Origin of the sequence: Formosa sp. A9 (assembly GCF_051200825.1) — a bacterium.
Taxonomy (GTDB): Bacteria; Bacteroidota; Bacteroidia; order Flavobacteriales; family Flavobacteriaceae; genus Formosa.
On record NZ_CP195158.1, the window covers coordinates 3,827,501 to 3,845,513 of the forward strand.

12 protein-coding genes are annotated in these 18,013 nt (G+C 36.1%); 1 reads left to right on the forward strand and 11 read right to left on the reverse strand.

Annotation, left to right across the window (positions count from 1 at the left end; genetic code table 11):
• Positions 1 to 2 precede the first annotated feature (2 nt).
• The 6 genes from rnpA to ACR9EA_RS16860 form a co-directional block, all read right to left on the reverse strand.
• Positions 3 to 380, reverse strand: a complete 378-nt coding sequence (gene rnpA / locus ACR9EA_RS16835) for a ribonuclease P protein component (RefSeq protein ID WP_435135646.1) — start codon at positions 378 to 380, stop codon at positions 3 to 5.
• Positions 377 to 988 carry a bifunctional nicotinamidase/pyrazinamidase gene (gene pncA / locus ACR9EA_RS16840; protein ID WP_435135648.1) on the reverse strand — a complete coding sequence of 204 codons (612 nt, stop codon included), beginning with the start codon at positions 986 to 988 and terminating at the stop codon, positions 377 to 379. The genes rnpA and pncA overlap by 4 nt, the downstream gene beginning before the upstream one ends.
• Positions 988 to 2,394, reverse strand: a complete 1,407-nt coding sequence (locus ACR9EA_RS16845; RefSeq protein WP_435135650.1) for a nicotinate phosphoribosyltransferase — start codon at positions 2,392 to 2,394, stop codon at positions 988 to 990. Before ACR9EA_RS16845 ends, pncA begins: the two co-directional genes overlap by 1 nt.
• Positions 2,395 to 2,479: 85 nt before the next feature.
• On the reverse strand, positions 2,480 to 4,339 hold the full coding sequence (locus ACR9EA_RS16850) for a M1 family metallopeptidase (RefSeq protein ID WP_435135651.1): 1,860 nt from the start codon (positions 4,337 to 4,339) through the stop codon (positions 2,480 to 2,482).
• A 65-nt stretch (positions 4,340 to 4,404) separates the two neighbouring features.
• Complete coding sequence (locus tag ACR9EA_RS16855; protein WP_435135653.1) at positions 4,405 to 6,015, reverse strand: S8 family peptidase; 1,611 nt, start codon at positions 6,013 to 6,015, stop codon at positions 4,405 to 4,407.
• Positions 6,016 to 6,025: 10 nt separating this feature from the next.
• Entirely contained in the window at positions 6,026 to 6,886 is an 861-nt protein-coding gene (locus ACR9EA_RS16860) for an MBL fold metallo-hydrolase (RefSeq protein WP_435135655.1), read from the reverse strand.
• Positions 6,887 to 7,036: 150 nt separating this feature from the next.
• Between ACR9EA_RS16860 and ACR9EA_RS16865 the strand changes: the two genes are divergently transcribed.
• Complete coding sequence (locus ACR9EA_RS16865; protein WP_435135657.1) at positions 7,037 to 8,872, forward strand: cation:proton antiporter; 1,836 nt, start codon at positions 7,037 to 7,039, stop codon at positions 8,870 to 8,872.
• Here ACR9EA_RS16865 and ACR9EA_RS16870 read toward each other — a convergent pair whose 3' ends face one another.
• The 5 genes from ACR9EA_RS16870 to lepA form a co-directional block, all read right to left on the reverse strand.
• Entirely contained in the window at positions 8,873 to 11,275 is a 2,403-nt protein-coding gene (locus ACR9EA_RS16870; protein WP_435135659.1) for a glycoside hydrolase family 31 protein, read from the reverse strand.
• A 129-nt stretch (positions 11,276 to 11,404) separates the two neighbouring features.
• Positions 11,405 to 13,324, reverse strand: a complete 1,920-nt coding sequence (glgB, locus tag ACR9EA_RS16875; protein ID WP_435135661.1) for a 1,4-alpha-glucan branching protein GlgB — start codon at positions 13,322 to 13,324, stop codon at positions 11,405 to 11,407.
• Between the two features lie 10 nt (positions 13,325 to 13,334).
• The gene (locus ACR9EA_RS16880) at positions 13,335 to 14,600 is read right to left on the reverse strand and encodes a glucose-1-phosphate adenylyltransferase (protein WP_435135663.1); all 1,266 of its coding nucleotides are present in this window, start codon (positions 14,598 to 14,600) and stop codon (positions 13,335 to 13,337) included.
• The gene (locus ACR9EA_RS16885) at positions 14,597 to 16,009 is read right to left on the reverse strand and encodes a glycogen synthase (RefSeq protein WP_435135665.1); all 1,413 of its coding nucleotides are present in this window, start codon (positions 16,007 to 16,009) and stop codon (positions 14,597 to 14,599) included. Before ACR9EA_RS16885 ends, ACR9EA_RS16880 begins: the two co-directional genes overlap by 4 nt.
• A 128-nt stretch (positions 16,010 to 16,137) precedes the next feature.
• Positions 16,138 to 17,934 carry a translation elongation factor 4 gene (lepA, locus tag ACR9EA_RS16890; protein ID WP_435135667.1) on the reverse strand — a complete coding sequence of 599 codons (1,797 nt, stop codon included), beginning with the start codon at positions 17,932 to 17,934 and terminating at the stop codon, positions 16,138 to 16,140.
• Positions 17,935 to 18,013 lie beyond the last annotated feature (79 nt).

The following is an 18,013-nucleotide window of genomic DNA, read 5'->3' on the forward strand; positions in this document are numbered from 1 at the left end:
TATTAATTGTGATTGATATGTTCTGTAAATTTTTCGAATAATCGATTCATTTTACGCTCTACAAACTTGTAAGTTGGGATATCTTTACCAAAATACAAAATCATAAACGCATATTGTGTTGATAAGTTGTTAAAGTGCGCGTTTTTATTTAATCGGTAGGCTTCGCGCAGCAAGCGTTTTATTTTATTTCGGTGTACTGCTAATTTAAAATGGCGTTTGCTTACAGACACGCCTGTTTTAATAGTTACAGGCTCGTTAAAACTGGTTTTTATAAATACTAACCGCAAAGGATAACTAGATACCGATTGTCCTTCGGTAAAGAGTTGCTCTATAAGTATTTTACTTTTTAATTTTTCGGCTTTGCCGTAGGTCTGCTTCATAAATTAATATCGGTACTTTTTATAAGTTGTACGCCATTTTCTGTTAAATCGTTAATGGCGGTTTGGTACGATGTTTCATCAATATAACATGTAGCATCTGTAATGTAAAAGGTATTAAATCCAGCTGCTTTAGCATCTTTAGCAGTAAAATATACACAATAGTCGGCTGCTAGTCCGCATACATAAACTTCGGTTACTTGCATGCTTTTTAAGTAAGCTTCTAAGCCTGTGTGATGTGTTTTATTATTATCGAAAAATGCACTGTAACTGTCTACTTGGGTAAGCATGCCTTTTCTAAAAATTGCGGCGATACGTGCTGTATTTAATTCAGATGAAAATTCGGCGCCGTGAGTACCTTGCACGCAATGGTTAGGCCATAATACTTGGTTTGTTCCGTTTAAATCTATTACATCAAATTCTTGTTTTTTATGATGGTTGCTAGCAAAACTTGCATGATTTTTAGGATGCCAATCTTGCGATGCTACTACCAAATCGAATTGAGTTTGCAAACTATTTACTATGGGTATAATTGTGTTGCCTTTAGGGACTGCTAATGCACCACCTGGTAAAAAATCGTTTTGTATATCTACAAGTATTAAAGCTGTCATTATCCTTGTAATTTATCGTTTTTTAACTGATTGCGAAGTTGTTCTAATTCTGGACTTAATCCCACTTTATAGACATGCGGATTAGAAAATCGTTTATGTTCCATAGGTAAACAATCTAGGTTTTGTTTGGCTATTGTTTTTAATTCGGAAACTGTTTTTTTAGGGTATACACGTTTGCCATTTTGCATTACATCGTGCAATAAAGGTGTTGCTGTGGCAGCATCTAGCACCATGCGTTTATGGGGTTCGAAAGGGTGCGCCATTTCTTTGGGAGCTTCAAGATGTTGTAAGGTTATGGCATCGGCGAGATAGTGGCCGTGTTCGTCTTTAAAACGGTACACTTGTTTTTGTCCTGGAAAATTCATTTTTTTTAAATTTTCAGAAATTTTTATTCGCGGTGTATCGTTAAAACTGCATAATTTATAAACGCCGTCTAAAGCGCCGTTTAATTTACCAACTACCAAATTGGTACCTACCCCGTAAATGTCTATCTGAGCCTGCTGTTCTTTTAAACTTCTAATTACATGTTCGTCTAACTGATTTGAGGCTGCAATTTGCACATACTCTAGGCCTGCAGCATCTAATAGTTGTCTCGCAGCTTTAGACAGATAAGCTAAATCGCCACTATCTAAACGAATACCTAACAACTTTTGGCCACGTGTTTCCATTTCTTTGGCTACCGTTATAGCATTGGGAACGCCACTTTTTAAAGTGTTATAAGTATCTACTAACAAGACACAATTTTCTGGTCTTGTTTCTGCAAAATGTCTAAACGCAGTTAGTTCGTCGTCGTAACTTTGTATGTAGGCATGCGCCATAGTTCCAGAAATTGGAATATTGAAGGATTGTCCCGCCAGCACATTAGAAGTATAATTAAACCCTCCAATAAATGCAGAACGTGACGCTTGAATTCCTGCATAGCCTTGCGCCCTACGTAAGCCAAATTCGGCTAAACTTTTTTCTTCGCCTGCTATAAATCGTATTCTGCTTGCTTTGGTGGCGATTAAAGATTGAAAATTTAAACTATTAAGTACAAATGTTTCAATTATTTGACATTCTAAAATCGTGCCTGTTACGGTTAATATGGGACTGAACGGAAAAACAATTTCGCCTTCGTCCATACTTTGTATATGACCTTTAAATTTAAAATTCTTCAGGTAATTTATAAAGTCTTCATTAAATTTTTCGGCTTTTAGATAGGCTAAGTCTTCTTCTGAAAACGAAACTTGTTCTAACCAGTCTAATACTTCTTCTAAACCACAAAACAATACATAACCACCATCGAAGGGGGTCTTTCTAAAAAAATAGTCGAACGTTGCAGTGGTTTCGTGCTTATCTTTTAAAAAATAGGCCTGTCCCATTGCAAGTTGGTACAAGTCGGTATATAGTGCGGTATTAAAATTCATGACTTTATAATTTTATATAAAAATAACGCATGTTTTTTACAAATGTATAAACATGCGTTATTAATTAAATAGAAGTAATGGTTAATTACGGCTGATATGTATTATTTTCTTTGTTGATATCGGCCATTAATCCTTTTGGATCTATTTCTATAAATTTGATGCTTTCTTTGCTTTTGGCGATGTTAAACGTATAGTTTGGATGTGCCCATGCCCAGTCTTTTAATTGTGTTCTAGCACCTTCTGCTGGTTTTTCGCCACGCATCATTTGTAGCGGAATGTAGAATTGCTCGGTGGTTCCGTTGGTATAGGTTACCTCAATATCTAGTGGCATTGGCATTAAGCCTATGCGCTCTAGTGTTACCGAAGTTGTGTTTCCTGAAGCCTCTACAGATGTAATGCCATAATCTATGGTATTGGTGGTCTGCGTCCAATCGGTTAAATACCAATCAAGTTCTAATCCTGATACTTTTTCGGCAGAACGAATAATATCTATCGGTCTTGGATGTTTAAAAGCGAAATCGTTAAAATATTTTTTAAGGGTTTTCTTTAGGTTATCTTGCCCAATAACATACCCTAATTGTGCTAAAAATACTTCCCCTTTATTGTATGCCGTTATACCATAAGCCAGATTACAAGCATAACGATCGGAATGTGTAGTTTGTGGTTGTTCTTTACCCGATTTTACTAAATAATAATAGCCTCCGTATGCATTTTTATAAGGATTGTCTTTGTTTTCGCTCATGATTACATTCATGGCCTGGTCGCTGATATAACTGGTAAAACCTTCGTCCATCCATTCGTGTTTCGATTCGTTTGAAGCCAATAAAAACTGAAACCAAGTATGAGCCAATTCGTGAGCCGTTACACCAACTAAGCTACCAAATTTGCGTTCACCAGTTATAAGGGTACACATGGCGTATTCCATACCGCCATCTCCACCTTGAATTACCGAGTATTGTTTATATGGGTACTGCCCTATTTCTTTGCTGTAATACTGCATTAACTCTACAGTTTTAGGCTGCAGTTTTTTCCAGTTTTCTTGTATTTCCGGATTGTTTTTGTAGAAAAAATGTAATAATGGTCCGTCTGGAACTTGCATAGTATCGTGAATATAATCTGGATCTGCTGCCCAAGTAAAGTCGTGAACATTTGGTGCTACAAAGTGCCAAGATAAGGTATTGCCATTAGTAGGTTTTACTGTTCCAGTTTCGTAGCCACGGCCAATTTCGTTCGGATTTTGCAAATATCCAGTACCACCTACCGTGTAGTTTTTATCGATATTAATGGTAACATCAAAATCACCCCAAACACCATGAAATTCTCTGCCTATATACGGATCGGCATGCCAACCTTCAAAATCGTATTCGGCTAATTTAGGATACCATTGGGTCATGGATAAGGCAACACCTTCGGCATTATTTCTACCAGAACGACGAATTTGAACAGGAATTTGTGCATCGTAATTCATGTTAAAAGTAACCTTTTCTCCAGGTTGGATAGGTTTTGCCAGTTTCACTTCTAAAATAGTTCCAGCAGTTTCGTATTGTATAGGTGTTCCATTTTGCGTTAGTGTGTTTACATTTATGTAACCAATTTCGTCTGGTTTTAAAGTGCTTATACGACTTACACCATTGTTTACCATTCTAGAATCTGGATCTTCTATACTTTGTAAACGGGCATCCATTTCGCTACCAGGTTGAAAAGCATTCAAGAATAAATGATAATATACATGTGTTAATACATCTGGAGAATTATTGGTATACACCAATTTTTGATCGCCTTTGTACTGATAAGAATCAACGTCCATATCAATCGTCATGGTATAATCTACATGTTGTTGCCAATAGGTTGGATCTGATTTTGATTTGCCAGAGTTTACATCTGAAGATTTACAAGACGTAAAAGCTAAAGCTAAAACCAAAAGCGCATAGAATGTTTGTTTCATAGAAAAGTTTTTAAATAAAAAACCCCATCAAGAGTATTGATGAGGTTTTTTATAGGGGTTTAATGTTATTTTGTTTGAGATGCCAAAATTAAGGCATTGTAAGCATTTACCATTTTGGTAGATTTAGATAAATCGTTAAATGGTCTTTCATCTTCTGCATCGCCACCAACAATAACTTTTGTTTTTACAGGTAAGCCAGAAGACATTAAAATTTGTTTTACTTGCGCAGCCGATAATTTAGGATATTGCGAACGGATTAACGCTGCTACACCAGCTACAGCAGGTGCTGCCATAGAAGTACCACCTTTAGTATCGTATTCGTTTTCTGGAGTTGTAGAGTAAATTTTAGCACCAGGAGCAAACACATCTACATTTATTTTTCCGTAATTAGAAAAACCAGCCACCATTTCTGGGCCGTATTTAGGGGCTAAAGCACCTACGGTAATAAAGGTATCTCCCACTTCTGGACCATTGTTTACTTGATCGTTAGGGTAACATGCTTTTTTATCTAAATCTAAGCCTTCGTTTCCTGCTGCATTTACAAATAATACATCTTTTTTACTTGCATAAGCAATAGCATCTCTTACCCAGTCGCTGTGTGGTGAGTAGTATTTACCAAAACTTCCGTTAATAACTGTTGCACCATTATCTACAGCATAACGAATAGCTAAAGCTATATCTTTATCGTATTCGTCGCCATTAGGTACAGCTCTTAAGCTCATAATTTTTACATTATTAGCTACACCGTCTACGCCTAAACCATTGTTGCGTTCTGCTGCAATAATTCCGGTTACGTGTGTACCATGGCTTTCGGATTTTTTTACTGGTAATACATTACCATTTCCGTAACCTACATCGGTTAAATCGTCTGGATTATCGCCTGTTTTACGACCTTTAAAATCTTTGTTAAGGTTATAGTTTAAGCGTTCATTAATGCTTTCAAGTCCGTTTTTTAAGTCTTCTTTAGCGGCATCAACATCGTCAAAACCTAAACCTAAAATGTATTTAGCAATAGTTACTGCTTGTTTTAAATCTTCGTCGTCGCCAGCTTCAATACTACCTAAATCTTCTAAAGTGTAGTTGGTTTTATTTAATTTAGAAGCAATAGCTTGATCGGCAGCTTTTAATTGCTGAAGTATCTTTTCGTATTGCGTTTTGTAATTGCTGAATTTTTGAAATTCTTCTTCGTATTCTTTTTGTGCTCTTTCGTAATCTGGATTAGATGTGTCTCCACTAGCTAATAAGCGTACAAATTCTAATTGCTCGTCGTAGGTATCGCCTAAGAAATTCCAGCCATGAATATCATCTACATAGCCATTTTTATCGTCGTCTATACCATTGTTAGGAATTTCTTTTTCATTGGTCCAGATTAAACCGTCTAAATCTTCGTGTTCTATATCGATACCCGAATCTATAACGGCAACAATTACGGTTTTACCGGTATTGTTTTTTAATATTTCTGTATAGGCTTTGTTAACGCTCATACCGGGAATGGTATCTGCTACAAGGTCTAAATGCCCCCAAGTGTGTTGTTGATCTTCTGTTAAATCTGAAATTTTTAAAGGTATGCTATCTATATTTTCTATAGGAGTAGATACAACCTTTGCGCCTCCACCACAACTAGTTAAAATAGTAGCTGTTAAGGCCGAGCATAAAATGGGCTTAATAATATTCATGTATATAATGTTAGTTTAAAATGTCTTTACAGGTATAAATATTTTTTAACCGTACGCCTTTTTCGGTATGTTGTACAGTAATGATTTCGTTATGAGCATCATGCTCCAAAAATAAATAATAATTGTTATTAGCGGCGGTATTTAGGAATTTTTCTTTCTCGTTTAGCGTTAATAGGGGTCTTGTGTCGTAGCCCATAACGTAGGGTAAAGGTAAATGCCCTGCGGTTGGTAATAAATCGGCCATAAAGGCTATGGTGTTGCCTTTGTAGTGTATTAACGGAATCATTTGTTTATCTGTATGGCCATCTGCAAAAAAAATATCGAAACCTAATTCGCTGTTTTTTAATACATCTTGTTCTGGTAAACGTGTAAATTTTAATTGGCCGCTGTCTTGCATGGGCAATAAATTTTCTTTTAAAAACGATGCTTTTTCGCGGTTGTTAGGGTTTATAGCCCAGTTCCAATGGGCTTCGTTGGTCCAAAAGTGTGCATTTTTAAAAGCGGGTTCATAACCTGTTCGGTCTTTGTTCCATTGTATACTGCCACCACAGTGGTCGAAATGCAAATGCGTCATAAATACATCTGTAATGTCGTCGCGGTGAAATCCGAATTTTTGCAAAGAAGCATCAATTGTATGATTGCCCCAAAGGGAATAGTAACCAAAAAATTTATCAGATTGTTTATTTCCCATTCCTGTATCGATTAAAATTAACCGATTTCCGTCTTCAATTAATAAACAACGTGCAGCTATGTCTATAAGATTATTAGAATCTGCCGGATTGGTTTTTTGCCATAAAGATTTAGGAACTACACCAAACATGGCACCGCCATCTAATTTAAAATTACCAGCTTCTATGGGATATAACTTCATAAATGTTCACTTAATAGCACAAAGTTATAAATAGTGAGTTGTTTTTAGGGATTTCTTAATTTTTATTGGCTCTTTTTTAACATTAAAAGTAGGTCTTAATAAAAAAATAAACTAAATGTTTTATATATTCAACATCTGAAAATATAATGAATGTTAGAACTTGCAGGAATAATTATTTTAGGAATACTCGCACAATGGGTGGCTTGGAAATTTAAAATACCAGCCATTTTACCCTTAATTCTTATTGGTTTATTAGTTGGGCCTATTGCGGCCGAATTTTTTTCTGAAGATGGCTCTAAATGGATAGAACCTATTTGGAATGGGAGAGAAGGTCTTTTTCCTGGTGAAAGTTTGTTTTATTTTGTATCGTTAGCCATAAGTATTATTCTGTTTGAAGGGGGCTTAACTTTAAAACTTAGCGAAATTAAAAATGTGGCTCCTTCTATTACCAAATTAATTACTTTGGGGGCTGCGGTAACATTTTTTGGTGCAGCCATAGCGGCGCACTACACTTTTTATTTAAGCTGGGAAATTTCGTTTTTATTTTCGGCTTTAATTATAGTTACAGGACCAACAGTAATTACTCCCATTTTAAGAAATATACCATTACCTAAAGATGTATCGGCAGTATTAAAATGGGAAGGTATTTTAATAGATCCCATAGGAGCTTTAATTGCTGTATTGGTGTTTGAATTTATAAGTGTAGATGCAGGCGGCGAATTTACCAAACGTGCCTTTATTGAGTTTGGAAAAATTGTATTGTTCGGTTTTACTTTTGGCTTTACTTTCGCACATGCTTTAAATACTATTATTAACAAAAAATGGATTCCGCATTATTTACTAAACGTTTTTGCTTTAGCTTCGGTTTTAGGTGTTTTTGTTCTTTCAGATGCTTTTGCACACGAGTCTGGATTACTAGCTGTTGTGGTTATGGGTATGGTTTTGGGGAATTCTAAATCGCCATATCTTAAAGAACTCTTGTATTTTAAGGAGTCGTTAAGCGTTTTATTAATATCGATTTTATTTATTCTATTGGCAGCCAATATTAACATGAGCGATTTATTGCTAATTTATAATTGGAATACCTTAGTACTCTTTACCATTGTCGTTTTTATAATTCGTCCGCTAGCCGTGTTTTTAAGTACTTATAAATCGTCTTTAAAATTTAAGGAAAAGTTATTTATTAGTTGGGTAGGACCTCGTGGTATTGTTGCTGCTGGTATTGCATCGTTATTCGGTTTAAAATTGGCCAAGAATGGTGTGGCAGATGCACAATATATTACACCTTTGGTGTTTATGATTGTTTTGGGAACCGTGCTTTTAAATGCAACAACTGCTAGATTGTTTGCTAAACTAGTAGGGGTGTTCTTAAAAAAGTCGGAAGGTATTTTAATTGTTGGGGCTTCAAAAGTATCGCGATTAATAGGTCATTATTTAGAGACTAATGGCCGCCATGTGGTTTTAATAGACAGCAATCAGTTAAATATTAAAAAGAGTGAAGAACTTGGCTTAGAAGCTTTAAACACCAATATTTATTCTGACACTTTAATGGATAATATCGAGCTGAACGACGTTGGATATATTATGGCACTTACCGCAAGTTCCGATATTAATAAATATGCGATTAATAAATTTAGCAAGCAGTTTGGTGAAAACGGGTCGTTTAGATTAATAACACCAGACGAAATGAATAACCCTGATAAAATTCCGCGTGAAGGCTTGTTTTCGCAAACAGACGACTATATTGCGCTAAGCGAAGTTACCCGTAAATATCCAGCGATTCATGAATTAGATTTAAAAGATAAAGCCCATTTTATCAATCTTATGAATATTACCGAAAAGGATGAAGATATTATACCGTTGTTTATTAAAGACGATAAAGGGGTGTTAGAAATTATTTCTTCGGTAAATAAAGAAACGCATACGGTAGAACCTAACTTTAAACTGGTGTATCTCGGTAAACCTTTCGATGTAGAAAAGGTATAATTATAAGCTCAGGTGCAATTCTGTAAAGGTTTTGTCTACAATTAAAGTTTGGGTTTCAGAAAAAATTAAAGCATCAAAAGTTATTTCTACATTGTCTATTTCTATTTTGGTAATAGAAAAAGGCAATCCTATAAATTGCAATTTATAGCGTGTATAAGGCGTTGTAAATTTGCCAGAGGTATGTTGTTGTATAATCAGTTCGTTGGTTTTACCATGCAACGTAAATTTGCTTAAACAGTAGCGTCCTTTAGTGTAATCGTAACCATCGTGGGCATCATCAAACAGCATAGAGGTTTCTTTTCCTGTTTTAAAGTATATTTCTAGAGTAATTTCATCAAAATCGTGTTCTCCTACATATTGCTGTACAGGATATTTAGGTATTATAGTACCAGCTTTAATAAAGATTGGCATTGTTTTTAACGTTACATCTACCCAAAGTTCTTTACCACCTTCAATCCATTCTTGGGTCCAATAGTTATACCAATCTCCTCTAGGAATGTACATGCGTCTGCCTCTAGAATTAGGCTCTAAAATAGGGCAAACTAAAATGGCATTGCCATATATAAATTCGTCGGTGCGGTAATGGGTTTGGTAATCTTCTTGATCGTAAAGTACGAGTGATTTTAAAATTGGAGTACCTTCATCTAAATATTGCCAAAACGCAGTATATAAATAGGGCAGAAGCTGATAGCGTAATTCTATAAACGACCGTACAATGTCTGTTACTTCGTCTCCAAACATCCAAGGTTCTTGTTCGCCGTGATCGCCAGACGAATGCGTTCTACAAAATGGATGGAATACGCCTAATTGAATCCAACGTGTGTATAATTCGCCATTAGGCTGTTCCGAAAAACCACCTATATCGCTGCCTATAAACGAAAATCCCGATAAAGCCATACGTTGTGCTTGCACGTTGGCAATCCATAAATGTTCCCACGAAGCTGTATTATCGCCCGTCCAAGACGATGTATAACGTTGCGTACCAGAGTAGGCGGCACGAGTGATTACAAAGGGACGTTTAGGATAAGCAAACTTTTTTAAACCTTGATAGGTTGCTCTGGCCATTTGCATGCCATAGATATTATGCGCTTTTCTGTGGCTGCAACGGTTACCATCGTAATCGTGGCGAACGTCGTCTGGAAAGGTTTTGTTGGGTACTTCCATAACGGCGGGTTCGTTCATATCGTTCCAAACGCCTTTTACACCAATATCTTCTACCAATTCTTTAAACAAATCGGACCACCATTCCCGCACTTTTTTATTGGTGAAATCTGGAAAATAGCAAGCGCCTGGCCAAACTTTACCTTTCATATAAGGCCCATCGGCACGTTTACAGAAATAATCGTTGGCTAAACCTTCTTTATAAATGGAATAATTAGGGTCTATTTTTATGCCTGGATCTATTATTACTATGGTTTTAAAACCGTCGTTCAGTAATTCATTTACCATGCGTTTAGGATCTGGAAAATACTCTGTATTCCAGGTGAAGCACCTAAAACCATCCATATAATCGATATCCAGATAAATGGCGTCGCACGGAATTTTAAGATCTCTAAAGGTTTGGGTTATGGCTTTAACTTTAGATTCTGGATAATAACTCCATTTGCATTGATGATAGCCTAAAGACCATAAAGCCGGTAACTGATGAGGTTTACCTGTTAAATCGGTATAATTGGCTACGACGTCGTTCATTTTTGGGCCGTAAATGAAGTAGTAATTCATTTCTCCACCATCTGCCCAAAAGCTGGTTATGTTTTTGCGTTCGTGGGCAAAATCGAAATACGATCGAAACGTGTTATCGAAAAAAATACCGTAAGATTTTCCGTGGTGTAAACCTGTGTAAAACGGAATGGCTTTATATATAGGATCGGTAGTTTTTCCGTAAGCATAAGAGTCTGTTACCCAATTCTCAAACCGTTTACCTTTTAAATTTAAATGCTCCGATTTATCGCCTAAACCGTAGTAACTTTCTCCGTCGTTAGAGACTTTACTCATTTTTACGATGTTACCACCATACTCGTAGCTTTCTTCCCAGTGGAATCCCCAATCGTCTTGGCAAATTAAGGTTTGGTCTTTAGCATCGTAAAGCTTAACTTTTAAATTGCTTTTGTCAATTTCACAAATAAGCTTCGAGGTGGTTATTATATAAAAAGCGTCGGTTTGGGTAATATCTAAATGATTATAGCCCGTGCTAGCGTATTTGGTTATGGCATACGAAAAATCGTTATCGAAATTAGAATCGGTAGCATACCTAAATCTTAATACACTGTCTCTAACCACGGTTAGTTGTAAGGCCACACCGTTTTCGGTTTTAAATTCTAAAGTATCGATGTTTTTTTCGTACGAAACTATATGCGATGGAAACTGATTGCCTTTGTGTTCTAACTCGGTATTGGTTATCATAGCGTAATAAATAAGAGTACTTATAAACCTATTAAATTTTTATAAGTTTAAAGGTTACATTTTAATAAAAATAATTCCTAATTTTTTGAATTAAGTAATGATTAATAATTAAAAATCAATATTTTATAATTATTTTTTGCTGATATATGTAAATACAGTTACTGCTAAAGGCGGTATGGTAATGCTTGCCGAATACGGTTTTCCGTTCCAGGATTTCTTTTTGGCTTTTATAGCTTTAGGATTATTAACACCACTACCTCCAAAGTCGGAATGGTCGGAGTTGAAAGTTTCAATTAAACTGCCAGTTCTAGGTAAACTAATGCTGTAATTTTGATGCATAGCAGGGGTAAAATTACAAACGACTACCACATCGTTTTGGGTGTCGTGTCCTTTTCGAATATACGACATTACTGCATTTTTATGATCGTCGTAGCTTATCCATTCAAACCCATCTTGGCTAAATGCCTTTTCGTATAAAGCGGGATTATTTTTATAAAAAATATTTAGCGATTTTATAAATAACTGTGTTTGTTGGTGAGGTATAAAATCTAATAAATTCCAATCTAAACTACTTTGGAAATTCCATTCGTTATATTGCCCAAATTCGGTACCCATAAACATTAAATTACTTCCTGGGTGTGTGTACATGTAGGCAAAAAGTAAGCGTAAATTAGCAAAGCGTTGCCATTCGTCGCCAGGCATTCGTCCTAACACCGAATTTTTACCATACACGACCTCGTCGTGAGATATTGGAAGCATAAAATGTTCGGAGAAAGCATAAGCTAAACTAAAAGTAATATCGTTTTGATGGTAGCTTCTGTAAATAGGATCTTTTTTAAAGTAATTAAGCGTATCGTGCATCCAGCCCATCATCCATTTCATACCAAAACCTAAACCGCCATATTCTACTTTGTTGGTAACACCAGTAAAGGCTGTTGATTCTTCGGCTATGGTTTGTACGCCTTCAAAGGTGTTGTAGATGGCTTCGTTACATTCTTTTAAAAACGATATGGCAGCTAAATTTTCGTTGCCTCCAAATTCGTTTGGTTCCCATTCGCCATCTTGTCTGGAGTAATCTAGATATATCATAGAGGCTACGGCGTCTACTCGTAAGCCATCTACATGATAGTATTTTAACCAATATATGGCATTACTTATTAAAAAGGAGCGGACTTCGGCACGCTCGTAGTTAAAGATTAAACTTTCCCAGTCGGGGTGATATCCTTTTTTAGGATCGGGATGTTCGTATAGATTAGAGCCATCAAAAAAGCCTAGACCATGTGCATCGGAAGGAAAATGGGAGGGCACCCAATCTAAAATCACTCCTATATCCGCTTGATGAAAAGCGTCTATTAAAGCCATAAAGTCTTGTGGTGTACCGTAACGCGATGTTGGCGCAAAATAGCCCGTAATTTGATAGCCCCACGACGGATCGTAAGGATATTCCATAATGGGCATAAACTCTACATGTGTATAGTTCATGTCTTTTAAATATGGCACTAAACTGTTAGCGAGTTCGGTATAGCTTAAAAATCGACCAGCTTCTAAATTGCGTTTCCAAGAACCTAGGTGAACTTCATAAACAGCGTAAGGTTTATCTAATCCGTTTTTTTGCGATCGATAAGACATCCAATCTTTATCGTTCCAGGTATAGTCGGTGTGTTCCCAAACTATAGAGGCTGTTTTTGGCGGTTGTTCTGCACGTATGGCATATGGATCGGCCTTTTCGGTTTTTATATCGTTGTTATGGCTAATTATAGCATATTTGTATAGCGACCCTTTACCTAGTTTAGGAATAAAACCTTCCCAAATACCACTGGAATCCCAACGGACAAACAATTCGTGTTCGCTGCCATTCCAATAGTTAAAATCGCCAATTACAGCTACCGATTTGGCACTAGGTGCCCAAACAGCAAAGTATACACCAGTTTCGCCATCTACGGTACAGATATGCGATCCAAATTTTTCGAATAAATTATAGTGCTTTCCAGATTTAAAAAGATTGATATCGAAATCTGTAAATAAGCTAAACGGTTTTACTTTGGTCATAAATACAAGTTTAAATAACGAAACCAGAAGGTATGGTAGCGCCTTTTTTAATAACGACAATACCGTCTTTTATAAGATATTTATCGGTTTCGGTATCCTCTAAATGTGCTCCTCCTTTTATGGTTACATCGTCTCCAATTCGGCAATTTTTATCAATAATAGCATTTTCTATATGGCAACGCTCTCCAACACCAATTAATATTTCAATTTTATGTTTTTCAATATCTTCTAAGGTTTCGTAAAAATCGGTTCCCATAATGTAGGTGCGAATTATTACAGAGCCTTGACCAATGCGGGTTCTAATGCCTATAACCGATTGTTCTATTTTTTCGGCATGTATTATACACCCTTCCGAAATAACCGCTCGATCTAATTCTTTACACGACACTTTAGAGGTTGGTAGCATACGGGCGTGGGTGTATATACGTTTTTCTTTGTCGTATAAATTGAATTTAGGAATCTCGTCTGTAAGTCCAATATTGGCTTCAAAAAACGAGTCTACGTTTCCTATATCGGTCCAATAGCCTTCGTAAGGATAGCTTAATACTTTGTGTTTGCCAATAGATTGTGGTATAATTTCTTTTCCAAAATCTATGGTATTTGGGTCGTTCATCAGTTCTATTAACAATTCGCGATTAAAAACATAAATACCCATAGAGGCCAGATATTCTCTACCTTCGGCTTTCATATCGTCACTCACTTCCGACTCCCATCCTTTTAGTAACTCGGAGTTTGGTTTTTCTATAAACGAAGTAATCATATTATCCTCGTTACTTTTTAAAATTCCAAACGAAGTCGCATCTTTAGCATTTACCGGTAATGTGGCAATAGTAATATCGCAACCACTTTCTTTATGTTTATTAATGATGTCGTTAAAATCCATCTGATAGAGCTGATCTCCAGATAAGATTAAGGCATATTTAAAATCGTGACTTAAAAAATGATGCATACTCTGTCTTACAGCATCTGCAGTACCTTGAAACCAATTGGCGTTAGACATGGTTTGCTCGGCAGCTAGAATATCTACAAAGGCAGAACTAAAAAAACTAAAGTGATAGGTGTTTTTAATATGCCTATTTAATGAAGCAGAATTAAACTGAGTTAATACATACATGCGTTTAATATCGGAGTTAATACAGTTAGAAATAGGAATATCTACCAACCTGTATTTTCCGGCAATAGGTACCGCTGGTTTAGAACGATCTGCTGTTAAAGGGTAAAGTCTAGAGCCTTGTCCGCCTCCTAAAATAATGGAAAGTACTTCTTCATTAATCATAGTGCTGGTTTTAAAGAGTTATAAAGATTAATATATGCTTGCGCCGAAGCATGCCAAGAGTGGTCTATGGTCATGATGTCGTGCTGTATTTGATTAAATTTTGGGTCGCCGTAAAATGAAATCGCGCGGTTTATGGCATTACATATTTCTGATACCGTAGCGCCATCGTGGCAAATACCAAATCCGTTGGGTACAGAAAGGTCTTTAACGGTATCTTTTAAACCGCCTATTTTATTAACAATAGGTATAGTGCCGTATTTTAAAGCGTACATTTGGTTAAGGCCACAAGGTTCTACACGCGAGGGCATGAGTAAAAAATCTGCTCCAGCGTATATAATATGCGATAACTTTTCGTCGTATCCAATAAAGGTATTGTAAAGTCCTGTAAACTGATCTTTAAAAGCATTAAGTTGATACTCTACTTCTTGGTGCCCAGAACCTAGTAGTAAAATATTGCATTGCCGTTGCTGTAAAATAGTCTGAAAAACTTCTGGAAATAAATCGCTGCCTTTTTCATGCACTAATCGCCCAATAAAAGCAATTAAAGGTTTGTTACTATCTAAATTGAAGGTATCGCAAAGCCATTTTTTGTTGGCTTGTTTACCTGCTTCTAAAGTTTCTGTAGTATAATTTTTAATAATAAAAGCATCTGTTTCTGTATTCCAAACCTCGGTGTCAATTCCGTTTAAAATGCCTTTACATTTAGCAAATTCATGTTGTAGCAAGTCTTCTAGGCCGTTTGCTTTTTGTCTGAGTTCTTCCATATAACTTGGTGAAACGGTCGTAATACGCCAAGCGCATTTTATAGCTGCGGCTAAAGGATTGATAACGTGATACCAATCTAAAAGCCCAACATTATCGAAATTAAATTCGGGAATTAAACCTACTAAATCGTGCGAAAACCAACCTTGGTATTGCGCATTGTGAATAGTTAAAACACTGGGTGTATTTTTAAAACTTGCGTATTTATGGCTTTCTTGCATCATAAAAGGAACCAAGCCTGTATGATGATCGTGACAATGTACCACGTCGGTTAGGTTTTCTTGTAAGAGTAACCAATCTAACGCTGCTATTTGAAACGCTAAAAAACGTTCTGTATCGAATGCCGAATACACATAATCTTTGAACAGTAATTCTGGAACATGAATAAAAAATACATCAAATTCTAAAATGTCATCTTTTAATTTTAAAACTTGATACTCGTAAGGTGTAGCACCTAAATGTAATACGCCTTGATGTAACGTTATAAAATTATGCGAATTGGTAAAGTTGTTATTGTAAAAAGGCATAATAACATGACTGTTTACACCTAGCTCGTTTAGGTACTTTGGTAAAGCACCAACAACATCGGCTAAGCCACCAACTTTAGCAATGGGATAACATTCTGCGCTTAAATGAGTGATAGTCATAGAGTAAAAAATGGCATTACTCTATAAACTTAATCATATTATCCGAATAGTGTGTTATTTTTCTGTCACTATTATAAAAAATAATTTTTAAGCCTTATTTCGTTATTAAATTTAGAAATAAAAGGGCTCTAATCATTCAATTTAAGAACGGCCATAAAGGCTTGCTGAGGAATCTCTACATTACCAACTTGGCGCATACGTTTTTTACCTTTTTTTTGCTTTTCTAACAGTTTACGTTTACGCGAAATATCGCCACCATAACATTTGGCAGTAACATCTTTACGAAGTGCTTTTATGGTTTCTCTAGAAATAATTTTAGCGCCAATAGCTGCTTGAATAGGAATATCGAATTGTTGACGTGGTATTAATTCTTTTAATTTTTCGCACATTTTTTTACCAATAGTCTGTGCATTATCGGCATGAATTAAAGCAGAAAGGGCATCTACAGGTTGTGCATTTAACAGAATATCTACACGAACTAATTTTGAAGATTTCATGCCAATTGGATGATAATCGAATGAGGCATAACCTTTAGATACAGTTTTTAATCGGTCGTAAAAATCGAATACAATTTCGGCCAAAGGCATATCAAAACTTAATTCTACACGTTCTGGTGTTAAGTAGGTTTGATTGGTAATCATACCACGTTTTTCAATACATAACGACATGACATTACCTACAAAGTCTGCTTTGGTAATTATGGTTGCTTTTATGTAAGGTTCTTCTACGCGATCTAAACCAGACGGATCTGGCAAATCGCTTGGGTTATTTACAATAATAATATCGTTAGGATGCTTTTTTGTAAAGGCGTGATACGATACGTTGGGTACAGTAGTAATAACCGTCATATCGAATTCGCGTTCCAAACGCTCCTGGATAATTTCCATGTGCAGCATCCCCAAGAATCCACAACGGAAACCAAAACCTAAAGCCGCAGAGCTTTCTGGACTAAAAACTAACGAAGCGTCGTTAAGTTGTAATTTTTCCATCGAGGCACGAAGTTCTTCGTAATCTTCGGTATCAACCGGATAAATACCAGCAAAAACCATAGGTTTTACATCTTCAAAACCACTAATGGCATTCTTAGTTGGGTCTTTAGCGTCGGTAATAGTATCTCCAACCTTTACTTCTTTAGCTTCTTTAATTCCTGTGATTAAATAACCTACATCACCTGCTTTAATTTCAGATTTAGGATGCTGTGTTAATTTTAATGTACCAACTTCGTCGGCATTATAGGTTTTGCCAGTGGCAATGAATTTAATTTGTTGGTTTTTTTTAATAGAACCGTGAATGACTCTAAAATAGGTTTCAACACCGCGAAATGGGTTATAAACCGAATCAAAAATTAAAGCTTGTAACGGATCGTTTACATTACCTTTTGGGGCAGGAATACGATTGATAATGGCATCTAAAATAGCCTCTATCCCTAAACCTGTTTTAGCACTTGCAGGAATAACATCTTCTGGATTACAACCTAGTAAGTCTACAATATCATCGGTTACTTCTTCCGGGTTGGCACTCGGTAAATCTACCTTGTTTAGCACAGGAATAATTTCCAGGTCGTTTTCTAAAGCTAAGTACAGGTTAGAAATGGTTTGTGCCTGAATACTTTGTGCTGCATCAACAATTAAAAGTGCACCTTCGCAGGCGGCTATAGAACGCGATACTTCATACGAAAAATCCACATGGCCAGGCGTATCAATTAAATTCAAAATATAATGTTCACCTTTGTAAATATAATCCATTTGTATAGCGTGCGATTTTATGGTTATACCGCGTTCGCGCTCCAAATCCATACTATCTAATAGTTGGTTTTGTTTTTCGCGTTCGGTAACAGAACCGGTAAAATCTAATAAACGATCGGCTAATGTACTTTTACCATGATCGATATGCGCTATAATGCAAAAGTTTCTGATGTTGTTCATAAAGAAAAGTATTCCTTGCTTTAATCTGCAAATATAGTTGATTTCTACGAGTAAAATTATATTTTAGGTGCTTATTAAT

Excerpts from the sequence above, each read along its gene's own strand:
- ACR9EA_RS16860 (WP_435135655.1), bottom strand. The coding sequence starts at position 6,886 with ATGAAGTTATATCCCATAGAAGCTGGTAATTTTAAATTAGATGGCGGT.
- ACR9EA_RS16880 (WP_435135663.1), bottom strand. The coding sequence starts at position 14,600 with ATGATTAATGAAGAAGTACTTTCCATTATTTTAGGAGGCGGACAAGGC.
- ACR9EA_RS16850 (WP_435135651.1), bottom strand. The coding sequence starts at position 4,339 with ATGAAACAAACATTCTATGCGCTTTTGGTTTTAGCTTTAGCTTTTACG.
- ACR9EA_RS16870 (WP_435135659.1), bottom strand. The coding sequence starts at position 11,275 with ATGATAACCAATACCGAGTTAGAACACAAAGGCAATCAGTTTCCATCG.
- pncA (WP_435135648.1), bottom strand. The coding sequence starts at position 988 with ATGACAGCTTTAATACTTGTAGATATACAAAACGATTTTTTACCAGGT.
- rnpA (WP_435135646.1), bottom strand. The coding sequence starts at position 380 with ATGAAGCAGACCTACGGCAAAGCCGAAAAATTAAAAAGTAAAATACTT.
- lepA (WP_435135667.1), bottom strand. The coding sequence starts at position 17,934 with ATGAACAACATCAGAAACTTTTGCATTATAGCGCATATCGATCATGGT.
- ACR9EA_RS16865 (WP_435135657.1), top strand. The coding sequence starts at position 7,037 with ATGTTAGAACTTGCAGGAATAATTATTTTAGGAATACTCGCACAATGG.
- ACR9EA_RS16885 (WP_435135665.1), bottom strand. The coding sequence starts at position 16,009 with ATGACTATCACTCATTTAAGCGCAGAATGTTATCCCATTGCTAAAGTT.
- ACR9EA_RS16855 (WP_435135653.1), bottom strand. The coding sequence starts at position 6,015 with ATGAATATTATTAAGCCCATTTTATGCTCGGCCTTAACAGCTACTATT.
- glgB (WP_435135661.1), bottom strand. The coding sequence starts at position 13,324 with ATGACCAAAGTAAAACCGTTTAGCTTATTTACAGATTTCGATATCAAT.
- ACR9EA_RS16845 (WP_435135650.1), bottom strand. The coding sequence starts at position 2,394 with ATGAATTTTAATACCGCACTATATACCGACTTGTACCAACTTGCAATG.